This is a genomic window from uncultured Dokdonia sp. (assembly GCF_937910895.1).
Classification (GTDB): Bacteria; Bacteroidota; Bacteroidia; order Flavobacteriales; family Flavobacteriaceae; genus Dokdonia.
On record NZ_CALEMI010000161.1, the window covers coordinates 95,276 to 116,735 of the forward strand.

Here is a 21,460-nt window from a genome sequence, read left to right on the forward strand (position 1 = left end):
TATACATTTGTAAAAAATAAACCCATGTACGGAAAAATACAAGAGTACTTACAAAACGAACTTGCTTCTATTAAGGAAGCTGGACTTTATAAAAAGGAACGCATTATTACATCATCTCAAGATGCTGTAATCAAAATTTCGACAGGAGAAGAAGTCATTAACTTCTGTGCTAATAATTATTTAGGCCTCTCGTCTAACAAAGAAGTCATTCAAGCAGCAAAAGACACGATGGATACGCATGGCTTTGGAATGAGTTCTGTCCGTTTTATCTGTGGGACACAAGATATACACAAGGAGCTTGAGAAAAAGATAGCCGATTTTTATGGTACTGAAGATACGATTTTGTACGCTGCAGCATTTGATGCTAATGGAGGGGTCTTTGAACCGCTATTAGGCGCTGAAGATGCGATCATCTCAGATTCTTTAAACCATGCTTCTATTATAGACGGGGTACGTTTATGTAAAGCAGCACGCTATCGCTATCAAAATAATGATATGCAAGACTTGGAAGAACAACTTAAAAAGGCAAATGAAGCTGGAGCGCGTCATAAAATCATTGTGACTGATGGTGTGTTTTCTATGGACGGTCTTGTGGCGCCTTTAGATGAAATCTGTGATTTGGCAGACGCTTATGATGCTTTGGTAATGATAGACGAATGTCATGCAACTGGATTTATAGGAAAAACAGGTCGTGGTACGTTAGAAGAAAAAGGTGTAATGGGACGTATTGATATCATTACAGGTACGCTTGGAAAAGCGATGGGAGGTGCTATGGGAGGATATACAACAGCCAAAAAAGAGGTTATAGAAATATTACGACAACGCAGTAGACCCTATCTTTTTTCTAATTCACTAGCGCCTGCTATTGTAGGAGCCTCTATTAAGGTCTTTGAGATGCTAGAAAATGATACTTCTTTGCGTGATAAGCTAGCTTCAAACACCGCCTATTTTAAAAATGGGATGAAAAATGCTGGATTTGATATCATAGATGGAGACTCTGCTATTGTCCCTGTTATGCTATATGATGCTAAACTTTCACAACAAATGGCAGATGCTTTATTGGAGGAAGGAATCTATGTTATAGGCTTCTTTTTCCCAGTCGTACCAAAGGGTAAGGCTCGTATACGGGTACAATTAAGCGCTGCTCATGAGGTTGAACATTTAGACAAAGCTATTCAAGCTTTTACTAAAGTTGGAAAAGAATTAGGCGTTATTAATTAACAATCTTTACACTATAGTGAATGCATTTTCTAAAATTTTAGTACTTTTATCTTTGTTGATTAGTTTTAACAACTTACTTTTGCTTTTAATTAACACTTAAAATTAAGAATAAACAATGAAACATCTTAGCAGATTTTTAGTTGCTTCGCTTCTGATCATGGTAATCGGGTCGGTGAATGCACAAGACAAAAATAACCCTTGGGCAATTAATGTCGGTGCCAATGCTATTGACACTTATCCTGTAGGAGACCGTGCTCGTCAAGCTGGAACTAACCTTGAGATCAGAGGAGGCGTATTTGAAGAATTTTACAATGTAAACGATCACTGGAACATTCTTCCTTCTGTCTCTTACATTAACATCTCTAGATATGTAGGTGATGGATTCGTAGTAGGAGTAACTGGAACATTAAACAGAATTGACAAATTAGGTGATACAAGCCCTGTGAATGAATTACAACATTTTGCTGTAGACGGAGCTGTTTCATATAGTCTAAAAGAAGTTATTGGAAGTAATTGGTTTGATCCTTACTTATCAGTAGGAGCGGGTTATACTTGGTTAGATAGTCAACTTACAGGAGGAACTCCTGGATTTGGAACTGCTAACGGAGGTGCTGGAGTACGTTTCTGGTTATCAGAAAACTTCAACTTTGGCGTTCAATCATTATATAAGCATGTATTTGAAGACGAAACGGGACCTAAGCATTTCCAACATTCTGCTTCTGTAGGTTTTGCTTTTGGTGGAAAAGACACTGATGGTGATGGTATCTACGATAAAGATGATGCATGTCCAGAAGTTGCTGGTATTCCTGAATTTGACGGATGTCCTGATTCTGATGGTGATGGTATCCAAGATTCTAAAGATGCTTGTCCTACTGTAGCTGGTTTACCTGAGTTTGAAGGTTGTCCTGATACTGATGGCGATGGTATTCCTGATCCTAAGGATGCTTGTCCTACTGTAGCTGGTGTTGCCGCTTTAGGCGGATGTCCAGATGCTGATGGTGATGGTATCAAAGATTCTGACGATGCTTGTCCAAATGAGGCTGGTCCACGTGCAAACAATGGATGTCCTTACCAAGATAAAGATGGTGACGGTGTATTAGATAAAGATGATGAGTGTCCAGATGTTGCAGGTACTGTAGCGAACAATGGATGTCCTGAAGTATCTGTAGAAGTTCTTAACGACCTTAATGTACAGTTCAAATCAGTTCTTTTTGATTACAACAAAGCTACTATCCGTGCTGAGTCTAATGCAACTTTAGATAACGTTGCTAAAATTATGAATGAGTATCCAACAACTCGTTTCTTAATTGAAGGACATACTGATGATAGAGGACGTGATGCATACAACTTAAATCTTTCTGACCAAAGAGCTGCTTCAGTAAGAAGCTACTTAACTGGAAAAGGGATTGCTGCTTCTCGTTTAGAGTCTAAAGGTTTTGGTGAAGCTAGACCTGTAGCTTCTAACAATACTGCTGCTGGACGTCAACAAAACAGACGTGTAGAGCTTTCTATCCTTGAGCAATAGAAAAAATTTATAATATATTTAAAAGCCTCGCTATCGCGAGGCTTTTTTATTTCTTTAAACTTATTTTAATATATCCTCTTTATTTCCCTAAGAAGTAATTATTTTAGAGATATGCAATCATTTATAGAAGATGTTATCGCTGCCTGCTTAGAAGAGTATGATGACCTTTCTTTGGTTGCATTTATTGTTCCCAGTAGACGCGCAGGTAACTTTCTTCGTACTCATATTGCACAACATCTGGAAAAGTCTATTTTCTCGCCTGAAATATATAGCATTGAGGAGTTTATAGAATATCTATCTGGTCTTAAACAAGCTTCGCAAACAGATCAAATATTTGCCTTATATCAAGCCTATTTAAAAATAACACCTCCCAAAGACAAAGAGTCTTTTTCTATATTTTATGGATGGGCACAAACCTTATTAGGTGATTTTAATGAGATAGATCGCTATCTTGTTGATCATTCTTCCTTTTTTGACTATTTGAGTGCTATACAAGATTTAAACCACTGGTCTAAGGAACAAGATGCCACTTCTCTCGTAAAAAACTATCTTAAATTCTGGAAACTTCTTCCTGAATATTACACTCTTTTTACCTCTATATTACTTGATGCAAACACAGCACACCAAGGACTTATTTATAGAAAAGCTGCCGAAGATATTGAGCATTATATTGATACTAATAAATCAAAAAAGCATGTGTTCTTAGGATTTAATGCGCTAAACACTTCTGAGCAACATCTTATACAGGCTTTATTAGCTACAGGAAATAGTAAGATTTACTGGGATACAGCGTCTCATTTTATGGAAAATACTTCCCATGAAGCTTCCCTTTTTATGCGAGAGCACAAAAAAAATTGGCCTTACTTTAAAACAAATGCTTTTGAAACTGTTTATACACATTATAATGAAAAAAAGGAAATTACCATTACAGAAGTAACGCAAGGCTTGCAACTTGCAAAATATATTGGAAATCATCTTACTTCATATACAAAAGAGCAATTGAATGAAACTGTGCTTGTGTTGGGAGATGAAACGCTTTTGTTGCCTATTATAAATGCACTCCCAAAAAACATTAAGAACATTAATGTGACGATGGGGATTCCATTAAGGCAAACACCGCCAGCTTCTTTATTTGAACATTTTTTTACGCTTAAAAAAGAGCATAACCAAAAAGGATTTTATTATAAAAATGTAATCACGTTACTCCAACAACCGCTTATACAAAAAATGCTATTGGATCAAGCTGAATTGATTATTAAAGCGATTCAACAATCTAATACGATATATATAAAAATTGAAGATTTACAAGATATTTTAGTGCTCACAGTACTTCCTGAAACACTTTTGATCTTATTTGAACTTTGGGAAGAAAACCCTACAAAAGCGATTGATAACTGCTTATCGCTTATACATATCCTTAAGAACACGCTTGACCCATCTCAAGATGCACTCAACTTAGAATACTTATATGGATTTTATAAAACGTTTAACAAATTAAATACATTAAATAAAACGCATTCATACATAGAAGACATTCCTACATTTATCCGTTTTTATAGAGATACCATCTCTTCTGAGACTATAGATTTACAAGGAGATCCACACCAGGGACTTCAAATTATGGGGATGTTAGAATCCAGATTACTCGATTTTAAATATGTGATTCTTACGTCTCTTAATGAAGGGATTTTACCTGCCGGAAAAAGCAACAATTCCTATATCCCGTATGATTTAAAGTATATGCATAAATTACCTACGTATCAGGAAAAAGATGCGGTATATGCGTACCATTTTTACAGATTATTACATCGATCAGAGCATATTCATCTCATATACACCTCGGCGACAGAGGGAATTGGAACTACAGAAAAGAGTCGTTTTATTCTTCAATTAGAACTAGAAGGCATACATCCTATTCATCAAGAAGTGGCAACTCCTGCAATAAGGATGACTACCTTACCCATACAAAGTATTCCAAAGACAGATGCGGTATTACAGTCACTCAAAAAATTATTTGCTTCGGGATTATCTCCTTCATCGCTAGGCACGTATTTACGCAATCCTTTAGAGTTCTATTATAAATATGTGTTGGGTATCAAAGAATTAGATGAAGTAGAAGAAATCGTGGCTGCTAATACAATGGGTACCATTATCCACAATGTATTAGAATATGTATATCAGCCTTATGTGAATACAACGCTGACTGTAGCGCATATCGAAGCGATAGAAAACAACATTGAGCCTGTTGTAAAAGCGCAATTTGATCTCATCTTTAAAAGTATGAATCTTTCTAAAGGGAAGAATCTTATTATTTATGAGGTCATCCAACGGTATCTCATCAATTTTCTTGCGTTTGAGAAACAATGCATCCAACGCGGGGATCGCGTCCAAATTACACAGCTAGAACAACGATTAAAGACTCCCTTGGTAGCAGACCAGTTATCTTTTCCTACCATGCTCAAAGGAACCGCAGATCGCGTTGAAATTCGTAATGACGAGATCCGTATCATCGATTATAAATCGGGTAGCGTACAACCTGCAGATCTTAGTATAAAAGAATGGGATGATCTTTTACTCCCTGAAGGGAAATATGAAAAAGCCTTTCAAGTACTTTTATATACCTATATGCTCTATAAAACAGGAGGCATCTCCTTTCCTGCAAAGGCGGGTATTATCTCTTTTAAGAAGCTCAAAAATGGCTTTATGCCCTTCAAATTTGGTAGAGATGCTAATATCACCGAAGAGACACTTCTAGAATTTGAAAAGGTGTTGACACAGTTAATTTGTGAGATTGGAAGTCAGGATGTTGTTTTTGAAGAGTATTCTTCTTAATCCATGTTTTCTCAAGTCTAATTTACTCGACAACTTTTATTAAAGAAATTTATGATTTTGAAAAATGGGAATACAATCCAGAAAACTCAGATTGGATAGATACAATGACAGGCGAAGTACTTACAGATTATAAAATGCCCTCTAATTTACAAGCTATTTTGGATAGTAATATAAATGTGGTTTCTAATTAAAATTAAGGTCATATACTAAGGCATTCTTGCAACCCATCTTTAAAATCGACAATGATTTTAGGACATAGTAACACGAAAACAACAGAAATATATACCCAAGTAGCTAATAATCATATAAAAACAATTAAAAATCCATTAGATTTGTAAAAAACATAATGGATATATGTGTGCCAGTATACTTGTTCCTTTGTTGTAAAACATTAGAATAGAATTACATTAAAACCTATGAAACCAAACTTTGAGGTAATTTTTAAACAAAAAATCAAGTATGCAAATATCTTGTTTACCATCTCAATTTTTTACATCCTAGGAATTTTCGTTTTCAATTCAAATATTCAAGAAACGAATGATAGAGAAAAATATCTATATGACAACTTATACTTTAAAAAGGAAAGATTAAATAGACTGAATACGTATGAAGAAAATAAAATCAAATTTGTTAAATCTTTTACATTTGCTTACCTAAAGCACAATAATAATGGGAAGTTCGAGGACACAATCAAGTTAGGCTTTCATTATCTCTATTTATACGACACAGATGGTTTTTCTCCTAGTTTCCAAGATTATCCAAATATTAAGCAATTTGAAATTCCCAAAGCTAACAAGGACTCAATCAATACAATTATTGAAAATTGTGAATCTTTCGCTAGTGAATTAAATCTATTAATTGATTACGAAAATATTGATTTCAAGACAGCTTCTGAAATTAGTAAACAGAAGCTCGATTCAATTTTTAAGTTTAAGAAAATTTCTGATATTTTAGATAATGAATGGGTTGAAAGCCTATTAAAACTAGTCAAAAACCCAAATGATAAAGAAATTAATTATCGATTTATCGACTACATTCTCACAGGACATCATTTGGGCTATCCAGATGGGATAGGTGGTTTCAGACCAAGGAATTTTTATATCAATAATAATAATTCTGAAATAAGAGATGATACAAAAGGGCATTTTTTGTCAGCATATTTAAGAAATTTAAATTTAATTGACTTTAAAGAATTTTTAAGAGAGGATTTAAAAATTTCTTATGACCAACTAAAAAAATTTAAGGAACAAGATAAAAGACTAAATACAAGTATTGTAGGTATCAACATTGATTTTAATTATATTTTTATACTCTCTGGTTTAGTGATTTTCTTTTTCTATACTTTATTTTTCGTATATCATCGTTTAGAATTAGAAAGTATTGCTAAAGATTCAACAAAAAACGAATATCTATTCCCAAATTTTGGAATAATTGGCTGTCCATTTTTAAAACTAAATCCTGACCCTATAAAAAATAGATTTAATCACATTTTCACCCACAGTGTTTGGTTAATATTTTTAATAACACCAATAATAATTTTGTTTATTGGCTACTTATTTCGATATAATTTGATTGAGGTTCTTAATGATGATTTTCTCATTTCTAACTTAACCTATGATAAAAGTGAAGACATTACGTCTTTTTTTGGCGACTTAGTTAATCTAACTGCTCTTTTCTTTTCTTTTTGGATGTTTATTCAATTAACGAAAGCTAATATTGAAAGCTCTATGAAGGAAATACCAAAAATTAGAGCTTATTATGCATTGATAATAATTATCATATTTGGAATTTTATCATATTTTAATATTATTCCTTCATATATGATTTATTCAGAATATGATGGTGTTGACATTATCGCTTTATTTTCTAATTTCATTTTTTACTTACAAATTCTAGCTTGGATAATTTTCGTCTATTATTCAATTATGAAATCATCTTTACTAGGTGCGTTCTTATCTATAATTGCATTAATAATTAATATAAGTCTACTATTTATGACATAAATAACGTTTTACAACACTGGTAACCATTGCACAAGTTCATTTTTTGAAAAAAATGTGTTTGTTACTTTTTAAAAGATTTATAAGATGTTGATTTTCAATAAAAATCATTTTTTTTAATTCATCAAAATAACATTAATTTGATAAAAAACCTAGTTGCGCAACAGACACACTGTATAAAAATAATAGCGGTATGATCGCTAAACCTAAAGTGAAATATATAAATCAAACAACAGTAAATAACGGAACAGTAAGCGCATTAAAATCCGCTACTTTTCAAGAACTGTGTAGAATTCCAAGCTTTTTCCTCATTAATTTAAGCACATACTTTTTGGGGCATTGTTGAAGTGGAATAATTCTTCTACGTCGATTTATTTCCAATCCAACAAGCCTAACAGCATAACTACATTCTTATAATTTAATGTAATACGGAGCGATACTCTCTATCATACGGCACTCCAGATTTTGCAATAGCAAAAGCCTGCTTCAATAATTTGTTACATACTGCAATCAGCGCTACTTTACGTGGTTTTCCCTTGGCAACCATTCTATTAAATAGGGCAATACAAGCTTTGTTATGTTTTTTGGCCGAAAAACTACAAAGGAAGAGCATTGAACGTAATCTTCTATTACCCATCTTACTGATCCGTGCTTTTACGTGTAGACTGGATCCAGACTGACGAATAATTGGTGTTAATCCAGCATAGGAGCATAATTGCTTGGCGCTCTCAAACTTCTCAAAACCTTCAGTAAGGACAATGAGTGTTACGGCTGTTTTTCTACCAATACCAACAATACTCTCTATCCGAGTTAAAAGATCCTGATGTTCTCGTTTGACAATCCTCAGAAGTTCCAGTTCTAGAAAGTCGACCTCTTTCTTTAATCTTCTCAGGTTTTTTTCTAATGATCGCACAACAAGCTTCACAGGATTTCCAAGAGCAGCCTCACCTTCGAGTTTAGTCTTAGTCATTACGATCTGCTTTGTATATTGATTAATAAGGCTCATCAACTGTAAACAGCCTACCTGGTCTTTTGTACGTTCTTCCCAAAGACGTAAGTCTGCCTGCTGGGCATACTGACAGATCATCTTTGCATCACTCTTATCTGTCTTAATCCTTGAGAGGTGCATCTGAATGTAACGCTTAACAGCAAGTGGATTCTCAACGCTTACCTTGATGCCAGACTGAACCAATGCGTTTGCCAACTGCACGTGATAAAAGGCAGTAGATTCCATTACGCAGTGTGATGACTCGTCAAGAATATCAAGAAAATCATCGAAACCTTTCTGACAATTGGTAAACTGATAATGAACATCGCAAGAGTCTACAACATCAAAGACATCTTTGCTAATGTCTATCCCAAAATAATTTGTAATTTTATTCATATTATTAGTTTATGAAAGAACAACACTACAGTAGTTTCAACAACTTAAAAACGAGATCGGAAGTCTCACAGAACTGTTCGAAATAAGTGTAGTAAAAGAGAGGGGGTCCTCAAGAAAAACGAGATCAATGTCTCAATATACAAGATGACCTTGCTCCTCTCTTTTGTTCTTTCTGATTCATATTAAAATTACCTACTTTTAATAAAATCTAAACTTAAGATATACAAGACAGTACAAACAAACAGTACAAACAAAAATGAAAATTAAAAATGTCACAGCAATATGGATTTTAAGTAGTAACGATAGTGTGCCTCAAATAACATACAAAGGGATAACAGAAAGAATAGAAAACATTAGTGAAGAGGAAATTAAAAATATTGTGAAAGAATTTCCTGAATTATTCCAAGAAGAAATCCCTTCTAAGCACTTAGTTCAATGGAAAGTCTTAATGAATCAAGGCTCAAATAGACCAAAATGGATTGCTAAATCCAATACACAAGAAGAAGATATTAAAAATCTTAATACCTGTGATATATTCCGAAATAGATTTAGAAATTCTATTGAATCAGAACCACTCAGTTATAACTTAATAGAATGGGGAATAAATTATATAAACGAATATTTTAATCAATAGAATTCCCCGAGGCTCTGCCTCGGGTGTAGCGTAAAGATATTCATATATTTGTGTTCATGAGTGATCATATTCACAAGAGTCATAATAAAAGTTTGCTTTTATACCATTTTGTTTGCCCTATAGAATATAGGAGAAAAGTATTGAATGATTCAGTTTCAATGACATTCAAAGATATCTGTTTGCAGATAGAAGAGCGTTATGAGATTCATTTTGTTGAAATAGGATTAGATGGGGATCATGTTCATTTTCTGATTCAGAGCATTCCGATGAACGCTCCAAAAAAAATAATAGGAGCGGTCAAAAGTATCACTGCAAAAGAAATTTTTAGACTTCACCCTGAGGTGAAACAGATGCTTTGGGGAGGGAAGTTTTGGGCGAGTGGTTACTATGTGAATACAGTAGGTCAATACGCGAATGAAGAAGTGATAAAGAAGTACCTTCAGAATCAAGGGAAGTCAAAATATACTGAGTTGCACAGAAATCAGCTCAAATTATTTTGATACCCCGACGGCTCTGCCTCGGGGTAGTTCATTAAAAAAGAAAGAGATAAAAATAAAATTTGGCAAAGAATAGGAACAATTGTTTTACCCTTAGTATCTCTTCTAATTGCTGGATTTTCTATCTATAATAGTTCTACACTTCAGTTAGAATCAATGAAAATTGAAAAACTAAAATTGAATAGAGAAATCATAATACCAGAGTACAAAAAATTTAATTCCTCATTCTCCAAAACTATGGAGAAGCTTGATTTTAATCGTAAAATGTCAATCACAAATGAGATGATTGCAACGCAAAGGGCTCTTTCTGAATTAGCACCATATATTGATAGTACAGATTATAGCAGTATACTAGTTGATTTTTCTAAATATTTTCATTTAATTAAAGCAAACCAAAACACCGATTCTCTAAAAGTGGAACAAAAAGATTCAATAGTAGATATGTATTTGAATGTTGAACACAAGGTTAGGAAAGCAATTTCAAAAAATATTAATGAGGAATAAAACAATACCCTACACTATATATAGCAAATAGGGCAATTAGCGTTTAAGCCAAAGGTTGTTGCTTATTTGCAAGGTCGCCAAATCTTTTGATTTGGTATTAAAAGAAAAAAATTAAAACAAAATAAAAAGATTTGGCTTGTGGTTAAACCAAAAACAATCGCTTGTTTTCTGCCCAACTTGCCATATATTTATCGTTAGGCAACATTAAAGAATGATTACAAGAGGAACAATAATTGGAAAAATAATTGACGATTTAGCTCGTCTTCTATCTCAAATAGAACTTCGCAATAAAGTTGGCTTACTTGATTTAACAAAAGTGAGTGAAGATTTTTTTAAGGAATTATTAAACATTGTTTATGATTTGAATCTCACCAACCTAAATGGAGATAGAATTAATGAGCCAGGAATTGACTTAGGTGATTTAAGTAAGAATACGGCTTATCAAATAACCTCGACCAAAACTTCCGATAAAATAAATAATACCCTCGAAAAGGTAACTAAAGAACAACTTGGAAAATACTATATCATTAAGATTCTAATTATTGGAACAAAACAGAGTAAATATTCAATTAAAAAAAACCTTATAACTAAAACAAAACTTAATCCAGAAAAAAATATTTTGGATATAAATGACTTAACAAGAGATATTTCAACATTAAACATTGACAAATTGGAAACTCTTCATACTTTCTTTTCCAGATCATTTAGGGAATTAATCATTGAATTAGAACCTATGGACGTAGATGGGGATTTTGAAAGTTCTATTTATCGTTACGTTGAGCAAATACCAAATCATCCTCCTAAAGATTTACAAAAAATGGATGATTATTATGGTGAACCAAATGACCTTATTGAATACACAAATGTTTATAATAAATTAGCCTCTATACCTAAAAGTCAAAGAGAATATATTTGCTTAATAGCTGAACGAGGAAAATTGAAAACTAGAGGATTAACTTATATGCATGAAATTGCTTGTACTAAATTAGCTGGAATTTTAGGAATCGAAGAAAGAACACTATTTAATAGAATGGCATATTTGGAGGATGAGAGTGTTGTTTACTTTTCTGAAGATACAGATGGACATGATAGACCAAATTATAAATATCAAATTTCTAGTGAATATTTGAATTACATTATTACTTTCTTAAAAGAAAATGGACTTTCAGTTAGAAAAACTATTGTAGCTATGGATTTTTCTGTTTTAGGAAACGTGTAATAACATTGCCTAGCCGTATATAATTTATTGCTAGTTCTAGCCTATTTACGAAATTAGGTGCTTAAACCATATACAAACACGTTAGCTGTAATATTCAAACTAAATGGACAAGAATAAAATTTACGAATTATTATACAATAAATCAGAAATTTTGCAGAAACGGTTAAATCGTATTTTTTTGTTTTTATTTGTTTTTCCTTTGATTTATTTTCTATTAGATAATTCCTTTGTTTCGGAAGTGAAAACTCCTTTAATTTCAATAGATCAAACCGAAATTATTTTACTTACATTTCCAATTGTATATGCCATATTATTGCTCTTAATTGTAATTCTTAGCGATAGAATAACTGATATTAAAGAAGAATTGGATGAATTTGAGAGTCACAATAACCTTGTAACAAAAAGGGTGATGAAGTTGCTCTCTCCTGTGTCAACTGTAGCAGATTTCGCGAATAAGGTTAATTCAAAAGGTTTCTTTGGCTGTCTCGGAGTTCTTCTTATTTACGCGCCCATTATCATTTTTTGTTTAATATTCCCGTTTGTATTTTTTGGATTCACCATTTACGATAATTTCACATATGCAGGTGAGTTCAAAGAATTAGCTGTGTGGAGTTCTATTCTTGCTCTATGGACATTTATAGCAACTATTGTTAAACTAATTACTGCTATCAAAGAGAATCAAATAAGTCGTGCGAATACTACAGCTAACAACGGTAACCGTTGCACAAGTCCATAATTCTGATGAAAATGGTGCATTATAAGCCTCTCTCTAGAGACTTTTTTTATGACACCTACTATTGAGATGGAATTTTAGAGACCTTTATATCGAAGCAAAACAGTGATGAGAGGATGATTTACAAAATCCTAACAAAAACTCCATCCCTACTCCACTTTTTACCCGTTTTTGAGCGAATTTGAGATACTTCTTCAAATTATAAGCCATAGCACTCAGATGCATCACCTTGTTTGCCTGTTGAAGTCCTATCGTATTGATCTTCCTGAGTCCCATAAATTGAGTTAACGTACCAAAAACAGGCTCTACGGTGCTTTGTCGTTTGCCTTTCATATAACGCCCTTGGGGACTTTTCATTCTAGCGATGTTACGTTCATATTCCTCTCGATAATACGTGACTGTAAATTTCTTCTCCTGTGCACTCTTGCCTAAACATGCACTTCGGATCGGACAGTCGATGCATAATCGCTTTGATCCTCGGTATTCCTTCTTCTTCGTCTGGTTCTTCTTCTCTATAAATACTTTCTTAAAAGGGATGATCTTTCCCTGTGGACATACATAATGATCGTTTTGCTCATCATACTCAAAACCATCGGGACCACCTTTATACGTACCGTGTGCGGGGATAAAACTCTTCAAACCCATTGCCTCTAAAAAAGCATAGTTCTCACCACTACTATACCCCGTATCGGCTACACAGTTTTGCCATACAAAGCCTTCTTTCCATAAACGACGTTGTAAACGGTTGGTTATATCCTCTAGCTGTTGACTATCCTTCCCATCGGCATGATAGGCACGTATATCGGTAATCACATGATGAGCTGTGTCTACACTCAACTGACTGCAATAATTTAGCTTTCGTGCCTTACCAGGTTTGACACTAATGCGAGCATCAGGATCTGTGGGACTGTAGTGTGTCTTATTACTGGTATAACGACTCCCTTTATTCCCAGAACCTGGACGTTGGTCTTGGTCTTTTGACCATTTCTTATTTCTCGATTTTATACCGTCTAATTCCTTTTGACTAGCGGTAATGATTTGTTGTTCTTTACTCGCTTTATTTTCCTTCGCTTTGCGAAAAACCTCTTTATCACGAGCACTAATATGACGGATCTCTGATAAATGAGCCTCCAAGTCTTGAGAAGGAACCTTCAGCTCCAAACTATCCATACTCGCATTGGCCTTTACAGGAGCAGAGTCTATGCACTGCGTATGACCGCTGACCATTCCTTTAGAAATACACATCTGTAAAATATGCGTAAAAACAGATTCAAATACGTCTTCTGGAAATAACTGACGCGTACGACTGATCGTACTATGCCAAGGTAATTCTTCATCAATATCATAGCCTAAAAAATATAAAATATCCAAGCGCATACTACAATGATCGATCAGCTTACGATCACTTATGATATTTTCTAAATAGCCTACTAAACAAAACTTAAAAAACACTACAGGATCAATACTCTTTTGACCACTACTTCCATAATACTGATCAGTATCCGAGTACAAAAAATCTAAATGTAACACCTCTTTTAAAAGCCTATAGAAATTGGTGACGGGAACCCGATCACTTAATTGAAAACTGTTGAATAATTTCTCCTGATAAATCTTAAATCCTTGCATACAACAAGTTACTAATTTTATGTATTTTTAGCAAGACTTGTGCAACAGGTACAACGTATAAAAAACATAGCCAAAGGCGATGGTTAAGGCTAATTAATTCCCCACAAATCCACTATCTTTAAGCGGAACACCTCATAACTATAGCAAGGCTACGTTTTTTATACGAGGACGTTGTATGCAAGCTTACACTCGCAACATACAATAAAAATTGAAGCAAAGATTAAGCAAAGAGTATTAAACCGTTCTAAAATTTAAATTTGATACTTATGAGTAGAAAAACACTTCGTATAAATAATTTTGGAGCAAGTATATTGAGTGAGTTTGATATATTTTACATTTGGGTTACTGAAATTCAACGGGCATATCCTGAAACTGCAAATAAACCAGATATTAATAAGGTTAAATTTAATTGGTGTTGGAATGGATATAATGGTATCGGTGAAATAGATTATTTCAATAATACAAAGACCGTTTGTAATGTATTTGGTGAAAATTTTTCAAATATGACTGTTCTCTCTAACTCAAAAAAACAACAACCTAATGGGCGTTCAAATTGTGCATTATACAATGATGGATCTTTGGAAGAATTATTTAGCAGAATATTGAATATGATTGACTTACCAAATCTCGAAAAATAGATAAAGATTGTTATGGTAAAAAGCCTGCATACAATAAAGTATAAGAATTTATGGCTTACATTTTCAATAATTGAATAATCTGAACAAATAATTGTAAACTGAAATTGCAAAGAACAATTATATCTTATCAATATCCCTTTTTGTCAATCCCGTAGCTTTCTTAATAAAATCATTATCCTGACCTAAGCCTTTAAGACGTTTCGCAATTTCAATAGCTTTGTTTTTTTCGTTTTCCTTTTTTTCAAGTTTTAATTTGAAAGCTTTCATCTCTTCACTTTCCTTGCGTACAAGTTCGTAAAGACCGTTATTTTCAAACTCTTTAATAAGACCTTCATTTGCAAAACTGTAGTAATCGGTTTCTGTAATGATGAGATGTTCTATCACTTTAATATCAATGATCTTTCCTACTTTTAAAAGTCGATCTGTAAAGTTTTTATCACCCTCAGAAGGTCTTAAAACCCCACTAGGATGATTATGTATCAAAATCATTTTAAGAGCAAGTTTATAGATCCCCATTCTAAAAACATCGGGTGGAGATACATTTACACGGTTTGCACCGCCTATGCTAATTAACTCAACAAATAAGACATTGTTTTGATTATCCAAACCAACTACCCAAAAATATTCCTGACTACGGCGTATTTTATTTTGTCGCAATAGAATTTGTTGCATAATCTTATACACATCACTAGCGTTTAAGATTTGGATTTTTTGATCTTCGTTAAGGCGTACGTTCATACGTTAAAGATACCTATTTTTCGTAAAAATTTTATAAGAATAAAAAAGTAAACAGGTTAAAAACAAGCTGTTGAAACAAAAAAGGAGGCTATTTTACATAACCTCCTGATTTTGTGGAGAAGATGGGACTCGAACCCACGACCTCTTGACTGCCAGTCAAACGCTCTAGCCAGCTGAGCTACATCCCCAAATACGATTGTATATGCTTTCGCGAAAGCGAAAAAAACACAATCATCATATAATTACTCCTTTACTCGTAAAATAAGTAACGGTTTTGTTGTGAAAAAATCTCTTTTTAACACGGCATTTGCTTCCCATAATTTCTTAAAAAAACCACGCTTTCTGCGTACCACACAAATCATATCAGGTTCATTAGATTGGAAATGCTCTAAAACGCCTTGATAGGTAGTTGCATTTTTTGTTTTGGTATAGGAGGCACTAATCTTCTTCAATTTATCACTCACTTCTAGCATTTCTGGAGTACTATCTGGAGTCTCAACATGTAAAAGATGAATCTTTATTTTAAAAAGTTTTTGTAATTTATAAATAGGCTCTAACGACTTCTTTCGGGAATACTTCCCATCCTTAAACGCCATTAATATCTTTTTTGGCACCTTAAATGTTTCATTTTCTGGGATGACTAACACAGGAATATTTGTTTCTTTCACTAGTTTACCAGAAGTCTTTCCTAGATATACATCTTCTCTTTGTGAATTACTACGCGGAGATATGATCATTAAATCTACAGGGACATGTTTATTAAATCGCTTTACCCCTTCTAGAATTTCTCCCTTAATCGGGTGTGCGATCACAGATACATTCTTCTTATTTACAGATTTGAGTACGGCATCAATACGCTTTTCAGATTCTTCTTTCAGTAAGGTGTTTACTTTTGACATCCCTCCTACTTTAGAAAACTCTTGAAAAACTGAAATCACATATACGTTAGCATCCACCTGTTCAGCAAGATCAATTGCATATTGTAATGTAGTAATGGCACTATTGGATGAACCTATAGGAACAAGTATATTTTTCATGGAATAAGACTTATTTTAGCTATATATTAAGCAAAAATAGGCTATATCTGTGATTGTACCCGCAAAAATTTCGGAAATCCCCGAAATTCTACTTCTTACTAAAGCCTGTGCACAGGTCATGAGCTCCAAAGGCATTCATCAATGGAATGAGCACTACCCCTCAAAACAAGCGTTTGAGAGCGATATTGATCGTAACGAGCTCTATGTCTATACATTAGAAAATAAGATTGTAGGCACTATTGTGATTTCTACCTTTATGGATGAGGAGTATACCTCTGTTAACTGGCTTTCGCCAAATGACAACAATCTTTATATCCATAGGCTTGCTGTACATCCATCGTTTCAAAAACAAGGGTATGCGGTTCAATTAATGGACTATGCTGAAGCTTTCGCGAAAGCAAAAAAAGCCACGTCCATACGTTTGGATACCTTTAGCCAAAATCCAAGAAATCAGAAATTTTATGAGCAAAGAGGATATAAACGTCTTGGAAATATTTATTTTCCCAAACAAAGCGAACATCCTTTTTATTGTTATGAACTGCTTTTAAAAGAAACCTATACGAATAAACGTTACTAAACCCTACGCCTTATCAACTCAAACGCATCTATAGATATTTCTTTTAAACGTATTCAGCAACTGGCAATTCCAGCCATCATTGCTGGAATAGCAGAGCCTGTTCTGTCTAGTACGGATGCTGCTGTGGTGGGTAATATGTCTTCCTATAGTACAGAGTCTCTCGCTGCTGTGGGTATTGTTGGTGCCTTTTTATCGATGCTTATCTGGATCTTAGGTCAAACAAGAAGTGCCATTTCTACTATTATTTCTCAAAACCTAGGTGCTGGAAAACTAGAGGATATTAAAGTGCTTCCTGCGCAGGCCATCTTTTTTAATATGATACTCAGTTTTATTGTTCTAGGCGCGACTTATTTCTTTGTAGAAGACATTTTTACATTCCTTAATGCCAAAGGAATGGTGTTAGACTTAAGCATTGACTATTACAATATCAGGGTATGGGGATTCCCATTAACACTTTTTACGTTTGCTATTTTTGGGATTTTTAGGGGATTGCAAAATACATTTTGGCCTATGCTTGTCGCGATGTCTGGCGCGGGAATTAACATAGGGCTTGATTTTGCATTCGTCTATGGAATTGAAGGTCTTATAGAGCCTATGGGAGTAAAAGGAGCCGCTTGGGCTAGCTTACTATCGCAAGCGATGATGGCAATCATGGCACTGATCTTCTTGTTAGTCAAAACAAATATTTCCTTACGATTACGTTTTCCGTTGCATCCAGAAATCAATAGACTTATTAGTATGAGTTTAAATCTTTTTGTACGTTCGTTATCACTCAATGTAGCACTTGTGCTTGCTGTAAAAGAAGCCACTGCTCTTGGGACTGCTAGTGTTGCTGCTCATACGATTGCTGCCAATATATGGTTGTTTACTGCCTTTTTTATAGACGGATATGGAGCTGCAGGAAATGTATTAGGAGGAAGATTACTAGGAGCAAAAAATTATAAAGATCTCTGGCTACTCACCAGAAGAGTAAACACCTATAACCTCATTGTAGCAGGACTACTGATGATCGTCTGTACTTTTGGGTACAATATGGCTGGAGAGTTATTTAGCAATGAAGATACCGTTCTTAAGGCGTTTTATAGTGTCTTTTATATTGTGATACTCATACAACCTCTCAACTCCATAGCATTTACGCTAGATGCTATATTTAAAGGATTGGGAGAAATGGGGTATCTTCGTAACACCCTATTAGTAGCTACATTTTTAGGGTTTGTGCCTATGATCTATTTTAGTAAATGGATGGATTGGGGACTTATAGGCATTTGGATCGCATTTGTAGTCTGGATGTTTTTTCGCGCAAGCGCACTATGCATCAAATATTACAACACTTATTATAAACTTGCTAAAAACGCTTAAGCCACTTTTTAGGTTTCTATTGTTTTTATTTCTCTTGTCATGGGCTTTCCTAGATATACAACTTTGCTGCCTTCAAAGGATCTGAATTCTATCTCATCAGCAAAAGAACCTATAATATCAATAACCCCATCTTTTTCTTTTACAAAAAGCGGAATCATATCCTTATCCTTTAACAACACATCTGTCACCGCTTTATATTCCTCTTGAGAATTGACAGGGACTTCTTGAATGGTTGGATATTTCCGGGCTACTTCTGTTAGATTTATAAAATCATCTGTAGGAGAAAAAAGTCCTTCTTTAGGAATACTATTGGGGTCATCCATCTCTCGTTTAGAAATCAATCGGAAAGAACCATTTTCTCCAAATTGTTTTCTAAACCTGCTCATCGCATAGTTATTAATCTCACTACTCCCTGTAAGCGCCATGAGATACCCTACGTGATTAAGTTCTATATTATCTGTAATATCGTCTGAGTAGATATTGGCTTCAATAGCTTCTAAGTCTAGTTCTTTTGCCATATTTACATTATTACCATTACTGTCTAATAACACAACATGTCTATCATTACGTTGTAAATAACGGGCTATTAATCTAGCTACTTCAGAAGCTCCTACGATAAGGATTCCATCAGATTTTTTAAGAAAAACGCCAATTGCCTTTGCAAAAACTCGTGCAGTGGTCGCATTCAATAATACAGTCCCTAATACAATCATAAAGACCAAAGGCGTGATATACTCGGCGCCTGGCTCTCCTTTTAATAGTAGTTTTGATCCAAATAGTGACGCAATACCCGCAGCAACGATTCCTCGTGGTCCTACCCAACTTATAAAAATACGCTCATTCATTTTGAGATCGGATCCTTGGGTGCTCAAAAACACCCCAATAGGTCGTATAATAAAGACAACAATCGCAAATAAAACAATGGTCTCCCATCTATATAATAATTGTAAGTCTTCTATATTAATATTTGCTGAGAGTAAAATAAATAATATAGAGATTAATAGTACGCTCAAAGATTCCTTAAAATAAAGCAGTTCCTTAATATTAGGTAAATTCATATTTCCTAACACCATACCCATAACAACGACTGCGAGCAGACCAGATTCGTGAGCAAAAATATCAGATTCTACAAACACGAGAAGCACGACAGAAAGAGAAACTACATTTAATAAATAGTGAGGAATTAATTTTTTCTTAATCGCAAAGGCAAGTCCGTGAGCAAACGTAAACCCAAAGGTGGTTCCAAAAAGTAAAATCTTTCCAAACTCAATAAGCGCTGTTTTTGTATACTGTTGTCCTTCTCCTACACTTATAAATTCAAAAACTAATACCGCTACCAAAGCGCCAATAGGATCAATCAAAATTCCTTCCCACTTCAATACAGAAGAGACATCCTTTTTAAGTGGAATATTTCTAAGGATAGGAGAAATAACCGTAGGTCCCGTCACAATAATTAAAGCTGAAAATAAGAACGAAATTTTAAGACTGAGTCCAAAAACAAAATACGCTGCAGCCCCAGCAAGGAAAAAGGTGACCGCACTTCCTATAGTAATCAGTTTTGTAATGACAGGTCCTATCGTTTTTATTTCAGAGCGTTTAAGTGTCAGACCTCCTTCAAACAGGATAATACTAATGGCAAGTGATACAAAATAATAAAGGCTTTCTCCAGGAAATAAACCTTTCTTTCCATTCCATAAAGGTTCTATCCATTTAGTTCCATCTTCAGAAAGTAAGGTAGAAATAGGACCTACAAAAAGACCTATGAGAATTAATGGCAAAATTGCAGGCAGTTTTAATCGCCAAGCAGCCCACTGCGCAATGATTCCCAAAATAATGATTCCCGCTAGTTCTAACATACATTCTTATTTAAAAACTCAAAATTACTCCACAAGTAAGGAATATACAATTCTTTGTTAAAAAGGTATCAAGAAATCTTTGTTAAAATGCCTTTTTCGTTATTTTGCATACATTCTAGGTATAAGAAGAAGATGGTTTTATACGCTTTCGCGAAAGCGCATACGTTCTTAACACAACTTTTATCTTTTGTATCAAAAAAATACGAGTAAATCTTATGAAAATATATCCCATAGAAGCTGGTCATTTTAAACTTGACGGTGGCGCTATGTTTGGCGTCGTTCCTAAAAGTTTATGGACACGTACCAATCCAGCAGACGCTAATAATATGATTGATATTGCGGCGCGCTGCATGCTCATAGAAGATGGAGAGCGTCTTATTCTTATAGATACGGGAATGGGGAATAAACAATCTGATAAGTTTTATAGCTATTACTATTTATGGGGTGATCACAGCATAGATACATCACTCGCAACATACGGATTTCATAGAGATGATATTACCGATGTTTTTATGACACATCTTCATTTTGATCACTGCGGAGGTTCTGTACAATGGAATAAGGACAGAACAGGATATGAACCCGCCTTTAAGAATGCTACGTTTTGGAGCAATAAAGATCATTGGAAATGGGCGACTCAACCTAATAGAAGAGAGGTCGCTTCTTTCTTAAAAGAAAATATACTTCCCATGGAAGAAAGTGGGCAATTACAGTTTATCAAAAGAGAGGGGACTGCTTTCCAAGAGTCTTCAGAATTAGGTTTTGGTATCTTTTTTGCAGATGGACATACAGACAAGCAAATGATTCCTCACATTACCTATCAAGATAAAACGATTGTATTCATGGCAGACTTACTTCCCACTGCTGGACATTTGCCATTGCCTTTTGTGATGGGATATGATACACGCCCTTTACTAACTCTTGATGAAAAGGAACTCTTTTTAAATACTGCTGCAGATAAAGAATATTACCTTTGGTTAGAGCATGATGCTCATAATCCTATCATTACAGTACAACACACAGAAAAAGGGGTGAGACTTAAAGACACTTTTACACTAAACGATATTATTTAAACTTATT

Annotated in this window: 18 protein-coding genes and 1 tRNA gene; 13 read left to right on the forward strand and 6 right to left on the reverse strand. The window is 34.3% G+C overall.

All coding sequences use genetic code 11. The features are described 5' to 3' along the window. Positions 1 to 24 precede the first annotated feature (24 nt). The 4 genes from kbl to Q0505_RS20425 all read left to right on the forward strand — a co-directional run bounded on the left by kbl (position 25) and on the right by Q0505_RS20425 (position 7,581). The gene (gene kbl / locus Q0505_RS20410) at positions 25 to 1,221 is read left to right on the forward strand and encodes a glycine C-acetyltransferase (RefSeq protein ID WP_299217227.1); all 1,197 of its coding nucleotides are present in this window, start codon (positions 25 to 27) and stop codon (positions 1,219 to 1,221) included. A 115-nt stretch (positions 1,222 to 1,336) separates the two neighbouring features. Beyond that, positions 1,337 to 2,746, forward strand: coding sequence for an OmpA family protein (locus Q0505_RS20415; protein WP_299217230.1), 1,410 nt, complete (start codon positions 1,337 to 1,339; stop codon positions 2,744 to 2,746). A gap of 111 nt (positions 2,747 to 2,857) precedes the next feature. Next, the gene (locus Q0505_RS20420) at positions 2,858 to 5,578 is read left to right on the forward strand and encodes a PD-(D/E)XK nuclease family protein (RefSeq protein ID WP_299217232.1); all 2,721 of its coding nucleotides are present in this window, start codon (positions 2,858 to 2,860) and stop codon (positions 5,576 to 5,578) included. Between the two features lie 416 nt (positions 5,579 to 5,994). Further along, positions 5,995 to 7,581 carry a hypothetical protein gene (locus Q0505_RS20425; RefSeq protein ID WP_299217234.1) on the forward strand — a complete coding sequence of 529 codons (1,587 nt, stop codon included), beginning with the start codon at positions 5,995 to 5,997 and terminating at the stop codon, positions 7,579 to 7,581. Positions 7,582 to 7,996: 415 nt separating this feature from the next. Here the strand turns inward: Q0505_RS20425 and Q0505_RS20430 are convergent, their stop codons facing one another. Continuing rightward, on the reverse strand, positions 7,997 to 8,962 hold the full coding sequence (locus tag Q0505_RS20430) for an IS110 family transposase (RefSeq protein WP_299217237.1): 966 nt from the start codon (positions 8,960 to 8,962) through the stop codon (positions 7,997 to 7,999). Between the two features lie 256 nt (positions 8,963 to 9,218). Between Q0505_RS20430 and Q0505_RS20435 the strand changes: the two genes are divergently transcribed. The 5 genes from Q0505_RS20435 to Q0505_RS20455 all read left to right on the forward strand — a co-directional run bounded on the left by Q0505_RS20435 (position 9,219) and on the right by Q0505_RS20455 (position 12,552). Further along, positions 9,219 to 9,596, forward strand: a complete 378-nt coding sequence (locus Q0505_RS20435) for a hypothetical protein (protein ID WP_299217240.1) — start codon at positions 9,219 to 9,221, stop codon at positions 9,594 to 9,596. A gap of 56 nt (positions 9,597 to 9,652) precedes the next feature. Then, positions 9,653 to 10,096 carry an IS200/IS605 family transposase gene (gene tnpA, locus Q0505_RS20440; RefSeq protein ID WP_299217243.1) on the forward strand — a complete coding sequence of 148 codons (444 nt, stop codon included), beginning with the start codon at positions 9,653 to 9,655 and terminating at the stop codon, positions 10,094 to 10,096. Positions 10,097 to 10,249: 153 nt separating this feature from the next. After that, the gene (locus Q0505_RS20445) at positions 10,250 to 10,597 is read left to right on the forward strand and encodes a hypothetical protein (RefSeq protein ID WP_299217246.1); all 348 of its coding nucleotides are present in this window, start codon (positions 10,250 to 10,252) and stop codon (positions 10,595 to 10,597) included. Between the two features lie 211 nt (positions 10,598 to 10,808). Continuing rightward, a complete protein-coding gene (locus Q0505_RS20450) occupies positions 10,809 to 11,816 on the forward strand; it encodes an SMEK domain-containing protein (protein WP_299217249.1) in 1,008 nt (335 codons plus the stop codon). 103 nt (positions 11,817 to 11,919) lie between these two features. Then, on the forward strand, positions 11,920 to 12,552 hold the full coding sequence (locus tag Q0505_RS20455; protein ID WP_299217251.1) for a hypothetical protein: 633 nt from the start codon (positions 11,920 to 11,922) through the stop codon (positions 12,550 to 12,552). Between the two features lie 84 nt (positions 12,553 to 12,636). Here Q0505_RS20455 and Q0505_RS20460 read toward each other — a convergent pair whose 3' ends face one another. Beyond that, on the reverse strand, positions 12,637 to 14,175 hold the full coding sequence (locus Q0505_RS20460) for an IS1182 family transposase (protein WP_299217254.1): 1,539 nt from the start codon (positions 14,173 to 14,175) through the stop codon (positions 12,637 to 12,639). A gap of 266 nt (positions 14,176 to 14,441) precedes the next feature. On the opposite strand from Q0505_RS20460, the gene Q0505_RS20465 reads away from it, so the two are divergent. Then, the gene (locus Q0505_RS20465; protein ID WP_299217257.1) at positions 14,442 to 14,813 is read left to right on the forward strand and encodes a hypothetical protein; all 372 of its coding nucleotides are present in this window, start codon (positions 14,442 to 14,444) and stop codon (positions 14,811 to 14,813) included. A gap of 117 nt (positions 14,814 to 14,930) precedes the next feature. Here Q0505_RS20465 and Q0505_RS20470 read toward each other — a convergent pair whose 3' ends face one another. The 3 genes from Q0505_RS20470 to Q0505_RS20480 form a co-directional block, all read right to left on the reverse strand. Further along, positions 14,931 to 15,551: a JAB domain-containing protein gene (locus Q0505_RS20470; RefSeq protein WP_299217260.1), complete on the reverse strand. Its 621-nt coding sequence runs from the start codon at positions 15,549 to 15,551 to the stop codon at positions 14,931 to 14,933. A gap of 114 nt (positions 15,552 to 15,665) precedes the next feature. Then, a tRNA-Ala gene (locus tag Q0505_RS20475) sits at positions 15,666 to 15,739 on the reverse strand. A gap of 54 nt (positions 15,740 to 15,793) precedes the next feature. Next, positions 15,794 to 16,588 (reverse strand): universal stress protein, encoded by a 795-nt coding sequence (locus Q0505_RS20480; RefSeq protein WP_299217263.1) that lies wholly within the window; start codon positions 16,586 to 16,588, stop codon positions 15,794 to 15,796. Between the two features lie 49 nt (positions 16,589 to 16,637). Here Q0505_RS20480 and Q0505_RS20485 point away from each other — a divergent pair, with 49 nt between their 5' ends. Further along, the gene (locus Q0505_RS20485; protein ID WP_299217266.1) at positions 16,638 to 17,165 is read left to right on the forward strand and encodes a GNAT family N-acetyltransferase; all 528 of its coding nucleotides are present in this window, start codon (positions 16,638 to 16,640) and stop codon (positions 17,163 to 17,165) included. A gap of 12 nt (positions 17,166 to 17,177) precedes the next feature. Further along, positions 17,178 to 18,524 carry an MATE family efflux transporter gene (locus Q0505_RS20490; RefSeq protein WP_299217368.1) on the forward strand — a complete coding sequence of 449 codons (1,347 nt, stop codon included), beginning with the start codon at positions 17,178 to 17,180 and terminating at the stop codon, positions 18,522 to 18,524. 8 nt (positions 18,525 to 18,532) lie between these two features. On the opposite strand, the gene Q0505_RS20495 is transcribed toward Q0505_RS20490, so the two are convergent. After that, positions 18,533 to 20,380 carry a sodium:proton antiporter gene (locus tag Q0505_RS20495; protein ID WP_299217269.1) on the reverse strand — a complete coding sequence of 616 codons (1,848 nt, stop codon included), beginning with the start codon at positions 20,378 to 20,380 and terminating at the stop codon, positions 18,533 to 18,535. Positions 20,381 to 20,595: 215 nt separating this feature from the next. On the opposite strand from Q0505_RS20495, the gene Q0505_RS20500 reads away from it, so the two are divergent. Next, a complete protein-coding gene (locus Q0505_RS20500; RefSeq protein WP_299217272.1) occupies positions 20,596 to 21,453 on the forward strand; it encodes an MBL fold metallo-hydrolase in 858 nt (285 codons plus the stop codon). The last annotated feature ends 7 nt before the right edge of the window (positions 21,454 to 21,460 follow it).